Consider the following 19341-nt stretch of genomic DNA (forward strand, 5'->3'; position numbering starts at 1 on the left):
CATACAATGGCTGGTACAGAGGGTTGCCAACCCGCGAGGGGGAGCTAATCCCATAAAGCCAGTCGTAGTCCGGATCGCAGTCTGCAACTCGACTGCGTGAAGTCGGAATCGCTAGTAATCGCGGATCAGAATGTCGCGGTGAATACGTTCCCGGGTCTTGTACACACCGCCCGTCACACCATGGGAGCGGGTTCTGCCAGAAGTAGGTAGCCTAACCGTAAGGAGGGCGCTTACCACGGCAGGGTTCGTGACTGGGGTGAAGTCGTAACAAGGTAGCCGTATCGGAAGGTGCGGCTGGATCACCTCCTTTCTGGAAAACAGCATTCAATATTGAACGCCCACACTTATCGGTTGTTGGAAGAAGTCGGTGCTAACCGACATGGGTCTGTAGCTCAGCTGGTTAGAGCACCGTCTTGATAAGGCGGGGGTCGTTGGTTCGAGCCCAACTAGACCCACCAAATCTTCCGAACATAAGATGCGAGGATCAGTGGGGGATTAGCTCAGCTGGGAGAGCACCTGCTTTGCAAGCAGGGGGTCGTCGGTTCGATCCCGTCATCCTCCACCAACCAATACGCCCTGCGGTAGGGTGAAGAAACTAACACCAAAGCGGCTTCGCGAGAGGCCTCTTTGTTGTTGGTCCGGTATAGACCGGGTCAATCGGCTGTTCTTTAAAAATTCATAGAGTCGAATCAGCGTTGCCGGCGGAAAGCAGGAAACTGCACCGTGCCGCCGGTGACAAAAATTTGATTGCGTCAAAACGAATGTTCAATTGAGCGAAAGCTTGTTGAAATTCAGTAATGACGAATTGTTCTCTAGGTAGCAATACCGAAGAAGAATTCACATTACGGCATAACGCGCGAGGTGAAAGACCTCGCAAGTCCTTGAAAGAAAGCGGAGATGTCTCGCAAGAGATGTCAAAGTTATAGGGTCAAGTGACTAAGAGCATGTGGTGGATGCCTTGGCGATGATAGGCGACGAAAGACGTGATAGCCTGCGATAAGCTTCGGGGAGCTGGCAAATAAGCTTTGATCCGGAGATTTCTGAATGGGGAAACCCACCTCGCAAGAGGTATCGCATGATGAATACATAGTCATGCGAGGCGAACCGGGTGAACTGAAACATCTCAGTAGCTCGAGGAAAAGACATCAACCGAGATTCCGAAAGTAGTGGCGAGCGAAATCGGAGGAGCCTTCTAGTGATAGCACGACTGTTAACAAAACGGAATGGAAAGTCCGGCCATAGTAGGTGATAGCCCTGTATGTGAAAGCAGACGTGTGGTACTGAGCTAGAGAAAAGTAGGGCGGGGCACGAGAAACCCTGTCTGAATATGGGGGGACCATCCTCCAAGGCTAAATACTCATCATCGACCGATAGTGAACAAGTACCGTGAGGGAAAGGCGAAAAGAACCCCGGGAGGGGAGTGAAATAGATCCTGAAACCGCATGCTTACAAAAAGTCGGAGCCCGCAAGGGTGACGGCGTACCTTTTGTATAATGGGTCAGCGACTTACATTCAGTGGCAAGGTTAACCGAATAGGGAAGCCGTAGAGAAATCGAGTCCGAATAGGGCGTCCAGTCGCTGGGTGTAGACCCGAAACCAAGTGATCTATCCATGGCCAGGATGAAGGTGCCGTAACAGGTACTGGAGGTCCGAACCGACTAGTGTTGCAAAACTAGCGGATGAGCTGTGGATAGGGGTGAAAGGCTAAACAAACTTGGAAATAGCTGGTTCTCTCCGAAAACTATTTAGGTAGTGCCTCAAGTATTACCTTCGGGGGTAGAGCACTGTTTTGGCTAGGGGGTCATGGCGACTTACCAAACCAAGGCAAACTCCGAATACCGAAGAGTAGAGCTTGGGAGACAGAGCACCGGGTGCTAACGTCCGGACTCAAGAGGGAAACAACCCAGACCGCCAGCTAAGGTCCCTAAAATTGGCTAAGTGGGAAACGAAGTGGGAAGGCTAAAACAGTCAGGATGTTGGCTTAGAAGCAGCCATCATTTAAAGAAAGCGTAATAGCTCACTGATCGAGTCGTCCTGCGCGGAAGATGTAACGGGGCTAAGCCAGTTACCGAAGCTGCGGATGCACAGTTTACTGTGCGTGGTAGGAGAGCGTTCTGTAAGCCTGTGAAGGTGTCTGGTAACGGATGCTGGAGGTATCAGAAGTGCGAATGCTGACATGAGTAGCGTTAAAGGGGGTGAAAAGCCCCCTCGCCGTAAGCGCAAGGTTTTCTACGCAACGTTCATCGGCGTAGAGTGAGTCGGCCCCTAAGGCGAGGCAGAGATGCGTAGTTGATGGGAAACAGGTCAATATTCCTGTACCGATGTGTAGTGCGATGTGGGGACGGAGAAGGTTAGCTCAGCCAACTGTTGGATATGTTGGTTCAAGCCTGTAGTCGTGCCCGGTAGGCAAATCCGCCGGGCTTAGATGAGGGGTGATAACGAGTCTGCTTGCAGACGAAGTGAGTGATACCCTGCTTCCAGGAAAAGCCACTAAGCTTCAGCTACACACGACCGTACCGCAAACCGACACTGGTGCGCGAGATGAGTATTCTAAGGCGCTTGAGAGAACTCAGGAGAAGGAACTCGGCAAATTGATACCGTAACTTCGGGAGAAGGTATGCCGCAAGTAGGTGAACTTGTACAAAGGGAGCCCAAAGCGGTTGCAAAAAATCGGTGGCTGCGACTGTTTAATAAAAACACAGCACTCTGCAAACACGAAAGTGGACGTATAGGGTGTGACGCCTGCCCGGTGCTGGAAGATTAAATGATGGGGTGCAAGCTCTTGATTGAAGTCCCAGTAAACGGCGGCCGTAACTATAACGGTCCTAAGGTAGCGAAATTCCTTGTCGGGTAAGTTCCGACCTGCACGAATGGCGTAACGATGGCCACACTGTCTCCTCCTGAGACTCAGCGAAGTTGAAATGTTTGTGATGATGCAATCTCCCCGCGGAAAGACGGAAAGACCCCATGAACCTTTACTGTAGCTTTGTATTGGACTTTGAACGGATCTGTGTAGGATAGGTGGGAGGCTTTGAAGTGAGGACGCTAGTTCTCATGGAGCCAACGTTGAAATACCACCCTGGTGCGTTTGAGGTTCTAACCTAGGTCCCTTATCGGGATCGGGGACAGTGCATGGTAGGCAGTTTGACTGGGGCGGTCTCCTCCCAAAGCGTAACGGAGGAGTTCGAAGGTACGCTAGGTACGGTCGGACATCGTGCTAATAGTGCAATGGCATAAGCGTGCTTAACTGCGAGACTGACAAGTCGAGCAGATGCGAAAGCAGGACATAGTGATCCGGTGGTTCTGTATGGAAGGGCCATCGCTCAACGGATAAAAGGTACTCTGGGGATAACAGGCTGATACCGCCCAAGAGTTCATATCGACGGCGGTGTTTGGCACCTCGATGTCGGCTCATCTCATCCTGGGGCTGTAGCCGGTCCCAAGGGTATGGCTGTTCGCCATTTAAAGAGGTACGTGAGCTGGGTTTAAAACGTCGTGAGACAGTTTGGTCCCTATCTTCCGTGGGCGCTGCAGATTTGAGGAAGCCTGCTCCTAGTACGAGAGGACCGGAGTGGACACACCTCTGGTGTATCGGTTGTCACGCCAGTGGCATTGCCGAGTAGCTAAGTGTGGAAGAGATAACCGCTGAAAGCATCTAAGCGGGAAACTCGTTTCAAGATGAGATCTGCCGGGGCCTTGAGCCCCCTGAAGAGTCGTTCAAGACCAGGACGTTGATAGGCTGGGTGTGGAAGGCGTGCAAGCGCTTAAGCTAACCAGTACTAATTGCTCGTGCGGCTTGACCCTATAACTTTGACAACACCGTCAAGGTTGTTATGCCAAGTGACGCAATCAAACACAAACTGATTCACTCTATGAATTCGCCGTCATGCCACAAAGGCACGACAGCAACCCTTTATGCCTGATGACCATAGCAAGTTGGTCCCACTCCTTCCCATCCCGAACAGGACAGTGAAACGACTTTGCGCCGATGATAGTGCGGGTTCCCGTGTGAAAGTAGGTCATCGTCAGGCTCCTACAGCCCAAACCGCCCTCAGATCCACTCAGATCTGAGGGCGTTTTGCTTTTTGGAGATCGCGATTGCAGTTGCAAGAAATCCTGTATTCCCAAGGGTTTGGCACCAGAAGGGTGTGCGCAGGCCTGATTCAGCACGGCCATGTGCAACTGCGCGAGAAAAGCGATACCGGCGATGCATGGGTTTGCACCGATGCCAGTCTGGAAATAGATCCCGAGGGTCTGATATTCCACGTCCAGGGCAAGGTGTGGCAATGGCACGAGCGTGCCTACGTCATGATGAACAAACCTCCGGCCGTAGAGTGCTCACAAAAGCCATCCACCTATCCCAGTGTCTATACCCTGTTGCCCGATCCTCTGCGACAGCGGCCGGGGCCGGGAAAGATCCTCGGGGTGCAGACCATCGGCAGACTGGATCAGGATACGACGGGACTGTTGCTGCTGAGCGATGACGGCGGTTTCATCCACCGCGTGAGCTCCCCGAAGAAACAAATACAAAAGACCTACAGAGTGCATGCCAAGTATGATCTTTCTCAACAGCAGAAGGATCAGCTACTGCAGGGCGTCGTCTTGAACGATGATCCGAAGCCGGTGATCGCTGCGGACTGTGTGCTGCAACAAGGTTCGGTCTTCGACCTCACGGTCACTGAGGGCAAGTACCACCAGATCAAGCGGATGGTGGCTGCCGTGGGCAATCGTGTGGAGCAACTGCACCGCATCCGCATCGGCGGCCTGCATCTTCCCGAAGATCTCCAGCCCGGGGATTGGCGGTGGCTTGGGCAAGAGGATATTCGCAGGGTCTTCGAAGGTTGAGCTTCGGTGTGATACCGGTTGCAGTGGAAATGGTAGTGGCGGTGCAAGCCGCTTGGATATGAATATGCGCAAGTGCCCTCGGTGGCTTTTTTCGATCGTGTGCTCCGGCCTCTTCTGGACCGGGGTCGCCATGGCCTCAACCACACCACCTCCGGTGTTCGTGCTGAACTCTCTCGACGCCGACGTCAGCATCATCGACCCAGCCACATGGCAGGAAGTGCGGAGGATTCCCACAGGCAAGGAGCCGCACCACATGTATCTCACGCCCGACGAGAAATCGCTCGTCGTGGCGAATGCGCTGGCCGACAGCCTGACCTTCATCGATCCGCGCACGGCGCAGGTCCAGCGAACGGTAAGAAACATCGTCGATCCGTACCACCTTCGTTTCACGCCCGACATGAAGTGGCTGATCACGGCGGCGAACCGACTGAACCATGTGGATTTCTATCGCTGGGATGGCCATGACCTGACGCTGGTTCAGCGCGTGGCCACGGGGCGCACGCCAAGCCATCTCTGGGTGGACAGTGGCAGCCGCGTGGTGTATTCGACCATGCAGGACAGCGACGAGCTGGTGGCCATCGACATTGCCACGCAGAAGATCCGCTGGCGCACCAAGACGGGGCCCATGCCTGCGGACATCTACGGTTCCACGGACGACAAGTTCCTCTTCGTGGGGCTGACCGGCGGCGATGGCGTCGAGGTGTTCGATGTCTCGGGTGCGGAGCCCAGGCTGGTCCAGCGCATCAAGACCGGTAGCGGGGCGCATGCGTTCCGCGGGGCCGGCGACAAGCGCCACATCTTCGTCAGCAATCGCGTGGCCAACACCATCAGCAAGATCGACATGACCACGCAGAAGGTGGTGGATGTGTATCCGGCCCCCGGCGGACCGGACTGCATGGATGTCTCCCCTGATGGCCGGTGGATTTACGTCAGCGCCCGTTGGGCGAAGAAGATGCTGGTCATCGATACCGTGGAGCGCAAGGTGGTTCAGCGCATCAATGTGGGCAAGTCTCCGCACGGTGTGTGGACTCTGCAGCATGCGCCCCGGTAAGGCCTGGATGCCACGAGCGGGCCAGGTGTTGCGCGCGGGCTGCATCATCTGTACGGTGGCCGCGTCCCTGGCGCTGCCTGCCGGCGCTGCGCGCGCGGCATGCGACAAGCCTGTCTATCTGACCCTGGACACGGGCCACATGGGCGTCGCTCCCCTCATCGCCGATGTGTTGAAGCGCCAGCATGTGCTCGTGACTTTTTTCGCGGCGAACGAGAAGACGCAGGAAGGCGATGGCAGCCTGGGCAATTTCTGGGCGGGCTGGTGGAAGGCGCGCGCTGCCGAGGGCCACGCATTCGCATCCCATACCTACGACCACGTCTATTGGCGTGCGGATGCCGGTTCGGCGCAATCCCCGAGCTTCCGGGTGCGACCATCGGCCGGGCCGCAGGCGGGCAGGGAGTTCACTGTCACGGCGCAGCAGTACTGCGAGGAGATCGCAAGGTCGGAAGCCCGCCTGAAGGAGATCACGGGACAGGCGCCTTTGCCGCTGTTCCGGGCACCCGGTGGCAAGACTTCCGCTCGCCTGCTGCAAGCCGCCAAGCGCTGCGGCTACGCCCATGTGGGATGGTCTCCCGCCGGCTTCCTGGGCGATGAGCTCCCGAGCGAGCGCTACAGCAACGCGGCGCTGCTCCAGCAGGCGCTGGAACATATCCGGCCGGGCGACATTCTGCTGGCGCACCTGGGTATCTGGTCTCGCAAGGATCCGTGGGCGCCCGCGGTGCTCGAGCCCCTGATCGAAGGGCTCAAATCCCGCGGATTCTGCTTCCGCACGCTCCGGGAGCATCCGGAGTACCAGGGCTGGATTGCCGTTCATCCGGTGCGGTGACGGGAACCTGGGCGATCTCGGCGGATCGGAGCGAGGGCTATGGACGGGCTCAGTCAAGTATTCGATATGGCGCAGCAATGGCTGTTCGAGACCATCGTGCAGCCGGCGATGTTTTCGTTCGGTTTGGCCAACCTGCTGGAGGACGGCTACGCGGCCACCGGCTGGTTGCTGGTAGGTATCCTGCAACTGGGCGTCATGCTGTGCCTCATCGCGCCGTTGCAGCGGTGGAAGCCCGTGGAGCCGGTGACTGACCGCGCGTCCATTCGCACCGATGTGCTCTATACGCTGATCCACCGGCTGGGACTCTTCCGGCTCGCGCTGTTTTTCAGCGTGGATCCGCTATGGGATTCGCTGTTCGGCACCCTTCGGGTCGAGGGCTTCAGCACGTTCCACCTGGATGAGGTCTGGCCGGGCGTCACCGACGTGCCCTGGGTCAGCCTGCTGATCTACCTCGTGGTGTTCGACTTCCTGAACTACTGGATCCATCGGGGGCAGCACCATTTCGAATGGTGGTGGAAGCTGCATGCGCTGCACCATTCCCAGCGGCAGATGACCATGTGGAGCGACAACCGCAACCACCTGCTGGACGACGTGCTGACGGATGCGATCGTCGTGATCGTGGCGCAATTGATCGGGGTGCCGCCGGGCCAGTTCGTCGCCATCGTGGCGGTGACCCAGCTGAGCGAGAACTTCCACCACGCCAACCTGCGGGTGTGGTTCGGGAAGTGGGGCGAACGCTTGTGGGTGAGCCCGCGCTTCCATCGCTTGCACCATTCCATCGGCCTGGGTCACGAAGGGCCCGCCAGAAACGGGGAACGGACGCCGGCACTGGGGGGGCACAATTTCGGCGTGCTTCTGCCCTGGTGGGACATGCTGTTCGGAACCGCCAACTTCGAACTCCGGTACGACCCCACCGGTATCCGTGACCAGGTCGAGGCAGACTCGGAAGGCAGGGTGCGCGACTATGGCAGGGGCTTCTGGCGGCAGCAGTGGCGTGGATTGATGAGGCTGGCCGGCAAGGACTGAAGGGTTTCATCCTTCGGCGCTATGCTTGCGTCCATGAGGCTGCTCATCGATTCGTTCTGGCGTGCCGTGGGCTACTGCCTGCATCCGCGGGTGGTCGCGCTCTCGTTGCTGCCGCTGCTGGTGATCGCTCTGCTGACTGGATTGTTCTGGTACCTCTGGTGGGACGGCGCGGTGGCTTCCGTCGGTTCCCTGCTTGCGGGTTCCGGGTGGCTGTCATTCCTCTGGGGGTGGCTGCAGGGATTCGGGGTGGAGGGGCCGGCGCTACTGGCGCCCGTGCTGCTGGTGGTTTTGATCACCCCCGTCATCGTCGTGCTGTCGGTGCTCGCGGTGGCGATATTGATGGCGCCCGCGCTGGTGTCCCTGGTCGCGCGGCGCCGGTTCCCGTCGCTCGAGCGCCGGGGAAGCGGCTCCTTTCTGGCCAGCGTGGCCTGGTCACTGGGTTCGACCGTGGCAGCGCTGGTGGCGCTGGTCCTTTCCATTCCATTGTGGTTCATTCCGCCGCTGGTGCTGGTGTTGCCGCCGCTGATCTGGGGATGGCTGACCTACCGCGTGATGGCTTTCGATGCACTCGGCGAACATGCCGACAAGGCAGAGCGCGAGATGATCATGCGGCAGTACCGGATGCAGTTGCTCGGTATCGGCGTGGTCACGGGCTACCTGGGTGCCGCTCCCGGCATCGTCTGGGCCTCGGGCATCGTGTTCGCTGCAGCGTTCGTGGTGCTGATCCCCGTGGCCGTCTGGATCTACACACTGGTATTCGCCTTTTCTTCCCTGTGGTTCGCGCACTACTGCCTGGCAGCGCTGGAGCAGTTGCGGACCTCGGGCGCCAGTGGCCGGGCGGCGGCCGCGGCACCTGGTGCACCGGGCGGCTCGCCATCTCCTGTTCCTCCGACCTCCCTTCCTGGGCAACAGCCATGACCATGGTTCCATCGTTCGGTCTCATCATCGTCGGCGACGAGATCCTTTCCGGAAAGCGCGCCGACAAGCATCTGGCGAAAGCCATCGAGTTGCTCGGTGCCCGCGGCATTCCTCTGGCCTATGCGGACTATGTCGGAGACGACCCTGCGCGTATCACTGCCACCCTGCGAAGGGCGTTCGGGTCGGGCGATGTCGTTTTCTCCTGCGGCGGCATCGGTGCCACGCCCGACGACCACACTCGCCAGTGCGCCGCCAGCGCGCTCGGCACGGAGCTGGAGTTGCATCCCGAGGCTGCGGAGCTGATCCGCGAGAGGATGCGGGATGTCGCCCAGGAGCAGGGCGTGCCTTACGAGCCGGAACGCGCAGACAACGTGCATCGGCTGAACATGGGGGTGTTCCCCCGGGGCGCACGGATCATTCCCAACCCTTACAACAAGATTCCCGGCTTCTCGTGCGATGGCCAGGGCGGTGGTACCGTGCATTTCTTTCCAGGCTTTCCGGTGATGGCCTGGCCGATGATGGAGTGGGTGCTCGACGAGCACTGCCGGCAGTGGTTCAATCGCCGGCCGCATACCGAACGGTCAGTGGTGGTGTACGGTGCCATGGAGGCCGCGCTCACGCCGCTCATGGAGAAGGTGGAGACAGGGCATGCCGGCGTGAAAGTGTTCAGCCTGCCCAGCGTGGACCATCCGGTCCATGGCCGTCATATCGAGCTGGGGGTCAAGGGCGACTCGGCCCTGGTTCCGCCGGCGTGGAGTGAATTGCTCCAGGGGTTGCACGATTTTGGTGCGAGCCTTGGCCCCGAATTGGTGCGAATCACCTGACGCGGGGCCCTGGAGAGAGTGGGGCCCTTTTCTGGTGCATGCCGGACAACGGGCTGTTGCGGAAGACGTGCATGCTCCGCGTTAGTGCATGCTGGCACGTTATCTGCTTTTTGTAGGCCGTGTTTTTTTCAACAAACGCTAAATCCTGGAGATCCTGATGGCAAAGACCGTTGCAGACGTGATGAAGATGGTGAAGGAGAACGAAGTCAAGTTTGTGGACTTCCGCTTCACCGACACCCGCGGCAAGGAGCAGCACGTCACCGTGCCCGTGTCCGCCTTCGACGAGGACAAGTTCTCTTCGGGCCACGCTTTCGACGGTTCTTCGGTGGCAGGCTGGAAGGGCATCGAGGCTTCGGACATGCAACTCATGCCCGACCCCAATACCGCCAACATCGATCCCTTCTTCGAGGAAACCACGCTGTTCCTGCAGTGCGACGTGATCGAGCCGGGCGACGGCAAGGCCTATGACCGCGATCCCCGCTCCATCGCCAAGCGTGCCGAAGCCTACCTGAAGGCCTCCGGCCTGGGCGATACCGCCTATTTCGGACCGGAGCCCGAATTCTTCATCTTCGACGGCGTGCGCTGGAGCAACGAGCCCGGCCGCGTGATGTTCGAGATCGAGGAATACGAAGCCCCCTGGAATTCCGGCGCCAAGCTGGAAGGCGGCAACCGGGGGCACCGTCCCACCGTCAAGGGTGGCTACTTCCCCGTGCCTCCCGTGGACAGCACGCAGGACATGCGCGCTGAAATGTCCCTGATCCTGGAATCGCTGGGCATTCCGGTCGAGGTGTTCCACCATGAAGTGGCTGGCGCCGGCCAGAACGAAATCGGTACCAAGTTCAGCACGCTGGTCGAGCGCGCCGACTGGACCCAGGTGCTCAAGTACGTGGTGTGGAACGTGGCCAATGCCTACGGCAAGACCGCTACCTTCATGCCCAAGCCCTACGCCGGCGACAACGGCTCCGGCATGCACGTGCACCAGTCCATCTGGAAGGATGGCAAGAACCTGTTCGCTGGCGACGGCTATGCCGGCCTGTCCGATTTCGCGCTGTACTACATCGGCGGCGTGATCAAGCACGCACGTGCCCTGAACGCCATCACGAACCCTGGCACCAACAGCTACAAGCGCCTGGTGCCTGGATTCGAGGCTCCGGTGAAGCTGGCCTACTCCGCCCGCAACCGCTCGGCATCGATCCGCATTCCGTACGTGGCCAACCCGAAGGGCCGCCGCATCGAGGCACGCTTCCCCGATCCTTCCGCCAACCCGTACCTGTGCTTCTCGGCCCTGATGATGGCCGGCCTGGACGGCGTGGAGAACAAGATCCATCCGGGCGAAGCCGCCACGAAGGACCTCTACCACCTGCCCCCGGAAGAGGACAAGCTGGTGCCGACGGTGTGCCACAGCCTCGACCAGGCCCTGGAGTACCTCGACAAGGACCGCGCATTCCTGACCAAGGGCGGTGTGTTCACGGACTCGATGCTGGACGCCTACATCGAGCTCAAGATGCAGGAAGTCACGCGTTTCCGCATGGCTCCCCACCCTGTGGAATACGACATGTACTATTCGCTGTGATCGTGTGGCCTCCGGCGGTGCCGGAAGCTTCGATCCAGGAACGAAAGGCGGCTTCGGCCGCCTTTTTTCATGGCCGTGGCGATCGCCTGCCAGGGCCGCGCAAGACCCTGCGCCGCAGGGCTCATGCATGGCGGCACCGGGGCGATTGGGGGATACTTCCGGTCAGCTTCCGCGTGCCGCTCGCACGCATCGCGAGGACTTGAATGAAAAAAATTGTCTCTGCGCTCATGGCCCTGGCGGCCCTGGCACCGGCCGCCTGGTCGCAGGACCGCATCTACCGCTGCGGCAACGAATACACCAACAACGTGAGCCAGGCCCGGGAAAAGGGCTGCAAGCTCGTGGAGGGCGGCAATGTGACCGTGGTGCAGGGATCCCGGCCTTCGGGAGGCGGGGCTGCGCATTCCTCTGCACCGGCAGGCGCCGCCGCCGCATCGCCTTCCAATGCCCCGCGCGTGGACGCCAATGACCAGCGTGCCCGCGACTCCGACGCCCGGGCGATCCTGGAGGCGGAGTTGCGCAAGGCAGAGGCCCGGCTGGCGGATCTGTCCCGCGAGTACAACAACGGCGAGCCCCAGCGTACTGCACTGGAACTGCGCAATCCGCAGGTCTATATCGAGCGGACCGCCGAGCTCAAGGCCGCCGTGTCCCGTGCGGAAAGCGACGTGGCCGGCATCAAGCGCGAACTGGCACGCCTGCCGGCGCCAGCGGGCCGCTGAGCGTGGCTTCGAGCTCTTCCGCGCGTCCGGCCGCGCGTTATATAGCCCTGGATCTCGTGTCCACGCTGGTGGCAGTGCTGCATCAGGACGGTTCCGTGATGTTCGCGAACGCATCGCTGGAGAACATGCTGGGCCTGTCGCGGCGCACGCTGGAAAGCGCCGACTTCTGCTCCTTCTTCACGGATCCGGCGTTGCTGCAGACGGCCCTGGCCGGTGCCCGCGGGCAGGATTTCGCGGCATTGCGCTTCGAGGCCGGGCTGCGCCGCGGGCCTCTTCAGGAACAGATACCCGTCCACGTGAACGTGGCCGTGGCAGAGCAGACCGGCGAGATCCTGGTGGAGATGTGGCCGCTGGAAGCCCAGGCGCGGCAGGACCGGGAGGAACGCCTGCGGGAGCAGGCCCTGGCCAACAAGGAACTGATCCGCAATCTGGCGCACGAGATCAAGAATCCGCTCGGGGGCATCCGTGGCGCGGCCCAGTTGCTCGAGATGGAGCTCGACAATCCGGAGCTCACCGAATACACCCAGGTCATCATCCACGAGGCCGACCGCCTGCAGAGCCTGGTGGACCGGCTGCTGGCGCCGCACCGGCATCCGCACCTCGTGGGCGACGTGAACATCCACGAGGTGTGCGAGCGCGTGCGTTCGCTGGTTCTGGTGGAGTATCCCCACGGCCTGCGCGTGCTGCGCGACTATGACACCTCGATACCGGAATTCCGCGGTGACCGGGCGCAGCTCATCCAGGCGGTGCTGAACATCGTGCAGAACGCGGCGCAGGTCCTGACGGAGCGCATTGCCGCCGGTGATGCCGTGATCACGCTGCGCACGCGCGTCGCGCGGCAGGTGACTTTCGGACGGCAGCGGTATCGCTTGGCACTGGAATTGCATGTCATCGACAACGGACCGGGCGTACCCGAAGCGATCAAGGAGCGGATCTTCTATCCGCTGGTGACGGGACGCGATGGAGGGTCGGGGCTGGGGCTGACGCTTGCACAGACTTTCGTGCAGCGCCACCATGGCTTGATCGAATGCGACAGCGTTCCGGGTCGCACCGATTTCCGCATCCTCATTCCCTTGCCCTGAGGTCCGGAGACATTCATTTCGAGACAAGGTAGAACTCACACATGAAGCCGATCTGGATAGTAGATGACGACCCCTCGATCCGCTTCGTCCTTGAAAAGGCGCTGGCCCGAGAGAACCTGCCGACGCGCAGTTTCACCCATCCGCGCGAAGTACTCGACGCGCTGGCCGACGTAGCGGCCGGGGACCCGGCGCGGCAGGGGCCCCAGGTGCTGGTCAGCGACATCCGCATGCCGGGGGGCTCGGGCCTGCAGTTGCTGGAGCAGGTGCGGCAGCAGCAACCTGGCCTGCCGGTCATCATCATGACCGCGTATTCCGACCTCGACAGCGCCGTATCCGCGTTCCAGCGCGGCGCATTCGAATACCTGCCCAAGCCGTTCGACCTGCCCAAGGCGGTGGAACTGATCCGCCGTGCGGTGGAGGAAAGCCAGCGGGAGGAGGTCACGGAGGAGCGCCAGACCGCCACGCCCGAGATGCTGGGCCAGGCCCCCGCCATGCAGGACGTGTTCCGTGCGATCGGGCGGCTGAGCCAGAGCCAGGTGACGGTGCTGATCACCGGCGAGTCCGGCTCCGGCAAGGAACTGGTGGCCCGCGCGCTGCACAAGCATTCGCCGGTGTCCGAAGGGCCTTTCGTCGCGATCAATACGGCGGCTATCCCGAAGGACCTGCTGGAGAGCGAACTGTTCGGCCATGAGCGGGGCGCATTCACCGGTGCCCAGACCCAGCGCCGCGGCCGGTTCGAGCAGGCGGAAGGGGGGACGCTGTTCCTCGATGAAATCGGTGACATGCCGTTCGACCTGCAGACGCGCCTGCTGCGGGTGCTGTCCGACGGGCAGTTCTATCGGGTGGGGGGACATGCGGCAGTCAAGGCGCACGTCCGCGTCATTGCCGCAACGCACCAGAACCTGGAGCTGCGCGTCAAGGACGGGGTGTTCCGCGAGGATCTTTTCCACCGCCTCAACGTGATCCGGCTGCGGTTGCCCGCATTGCGCGAGCGGCACGAGGATGTACCGATGCTGACGCGGCACTTCCTGCAGCAGAGTGCACGCCAGCTGGGCGTGGAGCCGAAGCGCATTTCCGATGCGGCGCTGGCCCGGCTGGGGCAGTTCTCGTTCCCCGGCAACGTGCGGCAGCTGGAGAACATCTGCCATTGGCTGACGGTGATGGCGCCAGCGCAGCTCATATCGCTGCAGGATCTGCCTCCCGAGGTGCTCGATGGGCCTGCGTCCGTCGATGCGCCGCTTCCGGTGACCGATACGGCACGTCCGGATGCACCGGTGCAATCGACGGGGATCGCCGATGTGTCCGGTTCCGGCATGCCGTCGGGTACGGCGCTGCGGGATGAGCGCAGCAGCGGGTGGCCGGCGGGACTGGGCGGCGGTTCCATGGCCACGGGTCTCGGTGCTTCCCTGCCGGGCGCCGCCCCTGCCGTTCAGGCGCTGGCGCCGCAGGGCGCGGCGGGCGATCCGTCCGGGTGGGAGCATGCGCTGGAGGCGGAAGCCCAGAAGCTGCTGGCCACGGGGCAGCCGGAAGTGTGGGATGTGCTCACCCGCCGATTCGAATCGCGCCTGATCCGCACGGCACTGTCCACCACCCACGGGCGGCGCATGGAGGCCGCGCAGCGCCTGGGCATCGGCCGCAACACCATCACCCGCAAGATCCAGGAACTGGGGCTCGGCCCCTCCGACGACCCTGCGGGCTGACACGAAGCGGAGTTTCCGCCATGAAAGCCATGCTCTCATTTTTGTAGCAAAAAGGCGAGATGGGGCGCGTGTTTGCTCATCCGTTGCGCTGGCGGATATCCTACAGAGCAGCCACGCACGCGCCGACCCTCCGGACAAGCAGTGCCTTCCAGAATGAAGGCACTGTTCAACCAACCGGAGCGAATTCATGTCGGATTTCAACGATGCAAACCGCGACCCTTTGACCAATGAGCCTGGTGCCCATCCCGTGGGCACCGGCGTGGGCGCCGCGGGTGGTGCGGTGGCCGGTGCGGCCGCTGGCTCCTTCGGCGGGCCGATCGGCGCGGCCGTGGGCGGTGTCGCGGGCGCCGTGGTCGGCGGCCTGGCTGGCAAGGCCGCTGCGGAGTCCGTGAACCCCACGGTGGAAGACGCCTACTGGCGCGAAAGCTACCAGCGGGAGCCGTACTACCGCAACGGCCGCACGTACGACGAGTACCGCCCCGCCTATGAACTGGGCTGGAGTTCCGTGGGGCGCTACGAAGGAGACTTCGATACGGTGGAGCCTCATCTGGCGCGTGACTGGGGCCAGGCGCGGGGCACCAGCGGCATGGAGTGGGACGAGGCACGTCCGGCGACCCGCGCTGCCTGGGAACGCGCCGGCAGTGGCAGGGCCACCACCGCGGGCGGAGCCGGTGTGGGCGCTGCCGTGGGCAGCATGACGCAATCCACGACCGGTGATACCGCACTGGTGGACAACGACGACGTGGTGGACGTGCTGGACGATCTGCTGGAATCCTGCCGCGATGGCGAGTACGGATTCCGCGCATCGGCCGAGCATGCCGAATCCCCCGAACTCAAGGGCATCCTGCTGCGCCATGCCAGCGAGTGTGCCTCCGCGGCTGCGGAACTGGAACGCGAGATCCGCAACCACGGCGGGGAACCGTCGAGCGGCGGCTCCGTGTCCGGGGCGCTGCACCGGGGCTGGGTGTCCGTGAAGACCGCCTTGAGCACCCGTGACGACAAGGCTGTCCTGGAGGAGTGCGAGCGCGGCGAGGACGCTGCGGTGGCGCGCTACCGCAAGGCGCTGAAGGCCTCGCTTCCCGCTTCCGTGCGCAGCCTGGTCGAACGCCAGGCGGAGGGGGCCCAGCGCAACCATGACGAGGTGCGGGACCTGAGGGACCGTTACAAGGCTGCTCCCTGAGTTCGGCCGTAGGCATCGCCTGCCTGACGGCGAGCGATAGGCCGTGGCCCGCAGCGGAAGTCCTGCTGCGGGCCGCGGCGTTTTCACGCCGGGTGTATGCGCACCATGTCAGCCGAGCGTGGCGACAACCGGCGCGTGGTCGCTGGGCTGCGGGTTCTTGCGAGGCTGCCGGTCGATCGTGCAGGCGGTCACCTGGCCGCGCAGGGCTTCGCTCACCAGGATGTGGTCGATGCGCAGGCCCCGGTTTTTCTGGAAGCCCAGCATGCGGTAGTCCCACCACGAAAAGCTCTTCTCGGGCTGGTCGAACATGCGGTAGGCGTCCGTGAGACCCAGTTGCAGAAGACTCTGGAAGTGGGTGCGCTCTTCCACGGTGTGGTGGATGGTGTCTTTCAAGCCCACGGGATCGAAGGAGTCACGGTCTTCCGGCGCCACGTTGAAGTCGCCCACGAGCACCAGCCGGGGGTGGGCGAGCAGTTCCTCCCTGATCCATCGGTGCAGGGCGCCCAGCCAGAGCATCTTGTATGCGAACTTTTCCGTGCCCGGGGCCTGGCCGTTCACGAAGTAGCAGTTGATGAACCGGAGCGGACCTTGGGGCGTGTCCAGCGTCGCTGCGATCACGCGGGCCTGGGCGTCTTCGTGGCCGGGGATATTGCGCACCACGTCGCGCACGGGCGCGCGGCTGAGGATGGCGACTCCGTTATAGGTCTTCTGCCCGAAGCTCACGGCGTGGTAGCCGGCGGATTCGAAGGCATCGTGGGGAAATTTTTCATCGACGAGCTTGAGTTCCTGCAGGCCGATGGCATCCACGGGGTTGTCGGCCAGCCAGGCCAGCACCTGGGGCAGCCGTACGGAGAGGGAGTTGACGTTCCAGGTGGCCAGCTTCATGGGAGGAGATTGATGAGGGGAAGGACGGAGCTTGCCGGCGGGCGGCTTCAGCGGCGCCGATAGCTGACGAAGGAAAACGGAAGGGCTGCACTGCCGGAAGAGGTCTGCACGGGGGTGCGTGCGGTTTCCTCCCATTCGGGGCCCAGCGCGGGGGCGAAGGCGTCTGCTTCGAAATCCCGGTGTATTTCGGTGACCTCCACGCCGTCCGCCATCGGAAGGGCCTGGGCGTAGATCTGCGCCCCGCCCATCACCCACACCGTGTCACCATGCGGCCGGGCCAGTTCCAGCGCCTGCTCCAGGCTGGATGCGGGCAGTGCTCCGTCCGAATGCCAGCCGGCCTGGCGCGTGACCACGATGTTGGTGCGGCCGGGCAGGGGGCGGAAGCGGGGGGGCAGGGAGTCCCAGGTCTTGCGCCCCATGACCACCGTGGCACCCAGGGTGAGCTGCTTGAAATGCGCCAGGTCTTCTGGCAGGTGCCAGGGCATGGCGTTGTGGAGGCCGATGCCGCCATTGGCAGCACGGGCATAGATGAGCCGAAGGTTCATGGCTCGCCTCAGAGATGAAGGGCCGCGAGGGCGCCGATGGCGATTCCGAGGCCGGCGACGCCATACATGCCCCACTGCAGCCACTTGCGGCGCGTGAGCAGGGCGATGGCCGCCAGCGCGATGGCGACCTGCAGCACGGTGGTGGCCTGGGCCCACCGGTGGTGCTGGTGCATCTGCTGCTCGCTTTGTTCATCCAGCGCCAGCGACTGGGCTTCCAGCGCCTCGGCCTTGCGCTTGATGTCGTTTTTCTCCTGCTCGTAGCGTTCCAGCCGGGTCTGCAGCTCGGCCTTGCGGTTGTCCGGCGCCAGGTCTCGCGCGAGTTCGGTGACCGATTGCTTGGTGCTCTTGGACTGGTAATAGGCCCACTGGTTGGCCGCCTCGGTCTTCTTGATGGCGGCATCGTTCTTGATGAGGCCCGCATTGGCCTGCGTGGCGCCGCCCATGTACGAGAAGACGGCGCCCACCGTGGCGATGATGGCTGTCGCCATGGCGATGCGGTTGGTCATGCCGCCGTGGTCGGCATCGGGATGGGCGTGCTGGGCGGCGTGCTCGACGGCGTGGTCGTGCGGCCCATGGACGTGAAAGCCGTGGGAGGACATCGGGAAGAAGGTGGAAACGTTTGGAAAGAACGGGACGGTCAGACTGCGACCGGTGCCTTGATGGCGGGATGGTGCGCGTAGTCGCGCACGTCGAAGTCCTCGAACCGGTAGTCGAAAAGGCTGTCCGGCCGGCGCAGGATGTGCAGCGTGGGGTAGGGGTGAGGAGCGCGCGAAAGCTGCAGTTCCACCTGCTCGAAATGGTTGCTGTAGATGTGGCAGTCGCCGCCCGTCCAGATGAAGTCGCCCACGTCCAGGTCGCACTGCTGCGCCATCATGTGGGTCAGCAGCGCGTAGCTGGCGATGTTGAAGGGCACGCCCAGGAAGATGTCGGCGCTGCGCTGGTACAGCTGGCAGCTCAGTCGGCCTCGCTCGCCGGCGGCCTGTGGCGGTGCCACGTAGAACTGGAAGAACGCGTGGCAGGGCATGAGGGCCATCTTGTCCAGGTCGGCCACGTTCCAGGCGCTGACGATGATGCGGCGCGAGTCGGGCTGGGTCCTGAGCGTTTCGACCACCTGGCTGATCTGGTCGATGTGGCCGCCGTCCGGCGTGGGCCAGCTGCGCCACTGCACGCCGTAGACCGGCCCCAGGTCGCCATCCTCCCGTGCCCATTCGTCCCAGATGGTGACGCCGCGCTCCTTCAGCCAGTGGTTGCTGCTGGAGCCGGTGAGGAACCAGAGCAGCTCCGTGATGATGGACTTGAGATGGACCTTCTTGGTGGTGACCAGCGGAAAGCCCTCGTTCAGGTCGAACCGCATCTGGTAGCCGAACACGCTGCGGGTGCCCGTGCCGGTGCGGTCGCCCTTGGCCACGCCATGGGTGTAGACGTGGCGCATGAAGTCTTCGTACTGGGAGCGCACGGGGCGGGCGGGGGCATTCATGGGCAGCAGGCGCAAGCGCGTTCGCAACTATGGAGCCGTGGATTCTAGGGCGTGGGCCGGCGGGCTGCCGGAGCCGGACCTGGAGCCCGTGAAGGCGCTAAGCTCGGGCGTTGCTCCATTCATCCCAGGCCCCCGGGCCGGCTCTGCCTCCATGCCCCATACATCGTCGCGATTCTCCGTTCCTTCCCTGGCGGGGTGGCCGCTGGCCGCACTGCTGTCGCTGGCGGGTTGCGCCAGCAACGTGCCTCTGTCACCTGCGCCGGCGCCCACCACGCTGCCGCCCGCCCCGGCAGCAGCGGCTCCTGCCGCTGCCGCTCCTGCGGCGGCCGATCGCTGGGCCGGAATGCAGGCACTGGTAGGGCGCTATCCCTCGGACGGCGTGGATTTCCTGCGCGCAGGGCCGATGGCCGAGCGCCTGAAGGGCCTGCTGGGGCCCGTGAACTACCCCGTGCTGCTGCAGAACATGGGCACCAGCGGACCGCTGCGCAAGGAAGGAAACCTGCTCTACATTACCGGCAACCGGCCGCACCAGGGCGGATCGGAGTCGGCGGCCGTGGTGCTCGACCCCACGCGCGACGCGATGCGCGTATGGCTGCAGACGGGCGATGAGGAGTGGGACGTGCAGGACTACGGCCGCGGCGTGCAGATGCCGGCTGAAGTGCGCACGATGATGGAGAACGCGCGTCGCTGAGC

At 62.5% G+C, this 19341-nt stretch carries 16 protein-coding genes, 2 tRNA genes and 3 rRNA genes (1 of these 21 running past the window's edge); 17 read left to right on the top strand and 4 right to left on the bottom strand.

The genetic code is table 11. The features are described from left to right. The 16 genes from ACGHC0_RS07705 to ACGHC0_RS07780 form a co-directional block, all read left to right on the top strand. Positions 1–310, top strand: a 16S ribosomal RNA gene (locus tag ACGHC0_RS07705); it begins 1219 nt to the left of the window's first position. A gap of 71 nt (positions 311–381) precedes the next feature. Beyond that, a tRNA-Ile gene (locus ACGHC0_RS07710) sits at positions 382–458 on the top strand. Positions 459–489: 31 nt separating this feature from the next. Beyond that, positions 490–565 (top strand) — tRNA-Ala (locus tag ACGHC0_RS07715). A gap of 361 nt (positions 566–926) precedes the next feature. After that, positions 927–3804, top strand: a 23S ribosomal RNA gene (locus tag ACGHC0_RS07720). Between the two features lie 114 nt (positions 3805–3918). Next, positions 3919–4031: ribosomal RNA gene (gene rrf, locus ACGHC0_RS07725) — 5S ribosomal RNA — on the top strand. Together the 16S, 23S and 5S rRNA genes with 2 tRNA genes alongside form the textbook arrangement of a ribosomal RNA operon. A gap of 67 nt (positions 4032–4098) precedes the next feature. Then, a complete protein-coding gene (locus tag ACGHC0_RS07730) occupies positions 4099–4845 on the top strand; it encodes a pseudouridine synthase (RefSeq protein ID WP_415267852.1) in 747 nt (248 codons plus the stop codon). Between the two features lie 130 nt (positions 4846–4975). Then, complete coding sequence (locus ACGHC0_RS07735; protein ID WP_368354676.1) at positions 4976–5896, top strand: YncE family protein; 921 nt, start codon at positions 4976–4978, stop codon at positions 5894–5896. Beyond that, positions 5883–6722 (top strand): polysaccharide deacetylase family protein, encoded by an 840-nt coding sequence (locus ACGHC0_RS07740; RefSeq protein ID WP_415267853.1) that lies wholly within the window; start codon positions 5883–5885, stop codon positions 6720–6722. The genes ACGHC0_RS07735 and ACGHC0_RS07740 overlap by 14 nt, the downstream gene beginning before the upstream one ends. A 39-nt stretch (positions 6723–6761) precedes the next feature. After that, positions 6762–7748, top strand: coding sequence for a sterol desaturase family protein (locus tag ACGHC0_RS07745; protein WP_415267854.1), 987 nt, complete (start codon positions 6762–6764; stop codon positions 7746–7748). Between the two features lie 33 nt (positions 7749–7781). Further along, on the top strand, positions 7782–8666 hold the full coding sequence (locus ACGHC0_RS07750) for an EI24 domain-containing protein (RefSeq protein WP_415267855.1): 885 nt from the start codon (positions 7782–7784) through the stop codon (positions 8664–8666). A 2-nt stretch (positions 8667–8668) separates the two neighbouring features. After that, the gene (locus ACGHC0_RS07755; RefSeq protein ID WP_415268391.1) at positions 8669–9490 is read left to right on the top strand and encodes a competence/damage-inducible protein A; all 822 of its coding nucleotides are present in this window, start codon (positions 8669–8671) and stop codon (positions 9488–9490) included. A 157-nt stretch (positions 9491–9647) separates the two neighbouring features. Continuing rightward, positions 9648–11063 carry a type I glutamate--ammonia ligase gene (gene glnA / locus ACGHC0_RS07760; protein ID WP_368354680.1) on the top strand — a complete coding sequence of 472 codons (1416 nt, stop codon included), beginning with the start codon at positions 9648–9650 and terminating at the stop codon, positions 11061–11063. A 203-nt stretch (positions 11064–11266) separates the two neighbouring features. Then, on the top strand, positions 11267–11779 hold the full coding sequence (locus tag ACGHC0_RS07765) for a hypothetical protein (RefSeq protein ID WP_415267856.1): 513 nt from the start codon (positions 11267–11269) through the stop codon (positions 11777–11779). Between the two features lie 2 nt (positions 11780–11781). Next, positions 11782–12861, top strand: a complete 1080-nt coding sequence (glnL, locus tag ACGHC0_RS07770; protein WP_415267857.1) for a nitrogen regulation protein NR(II) — start codon at positions 11782–11784, stop codon at positions 12859–12861. A 41-nt stretch (positions 12862–12902) separates the two neighbouring features. Then, entirely contained in the window at positions 12903–14561 is a 1659-nt protein-coding gene (gene ntrC / locus ACGHC0_RS07775; protein ID WP_415267858.1) for a nitrogen regulation protein NR(I), read from the top strand. A gap of 187 nt (positions 14562–14748) precedes the next feature. Continuing rightward, positions 14749–15741 carry a ferritin-like domain-containing protein gene (locus ACGHC0_RS07780; RefSeq protein ID WP_415267859.1) on the top strand — a complete coding sequence of 331 codons (993 nt, stop codon included), beginning with the start codon at positions 14749–14751 and terminating at the stop codon, positions 15739–15741. Between the two features lie 108 nt (positions 15742–15849). Here ACGHC0_RS07780 and xth read toward each other — a convergent pair whose 3' ends face one another. Genes xth through ACGHC0_RS07800 form a run of 4 tightly spaced genes read right to left on the bottom strand, consistent with a single transcriptional unit; the run spans position 15850 to position 18648 of the window. Beyond that, a complete protein-coding gene (xth, locus tag ACGHC0_RS07785; protein ID WP_368354685.1) occupies positions 15850–16626 on the bottom strand; it encodes an exodeoxyribonuclease III in 777 nt (258 codons plus the stop codon). Between the two features lie 47 nt (positions 16627–16673). Beyond that, positions 16674–17171 (bottom strand): dihydrofolate reductase, encoded by a 498-nt coding sequence (locus ACGHC0_RS07790; protein ID WP_368354686.1) that lies wholly within the window; start codon positions 17169–17171, stop codon positions 16674–16676. Between the two features lie 8 nt (positions 17172–17179). Then, a complete protein-coding gene (locus tag ACGHC0_RS07795) occupies positions 17180–17770 on the bottom strand; it encodes a DUF4337 domain-containing protein (RefSeq protein ID WP_368354687.1) in 591 nt (196 codons plus the stop codon). A 38-nt stretch (positions 17771–17808) separates the two neighbouring features. Next, on the bottom strand, positions 17809–18648 hold the full coding sequence (locus ACGHC0_RS07800) for a thymidylate synthase (RefSeq protein WP_368354688.1): 840 nt from the start codon (positions 18646–18648) through the stop codon (positions 17809–17811). Positions 18649–18799: 151 nt separating this feature from the next. Between ACGHC0_RS07800 and ACGHC0_RS07805 the strand changes: the two genes are divergently transcribed. Continuing rightward, entirely contained in the window at positions 18800–19339 is a 540-nt protein-coding gene (locus ACGHC0_RS07805) for a hypothetical protein (protein ID WP_415267860.1), read from the top strand. Positions 19340–19341: the final 2 nt, after the last annotated feature.

Origin of the sequence: Acidovorax sacchari (genome assembly GCF_042847045.1) — a bacterium.
Taxonomy (GTDB): domain Bacteria; phylum Pseudomonadota; class Gammaproteobacteria; order Burkholderiales; family Burkholderiaceae_C; genus Paracidovorax; species Paracidovorax sacchari.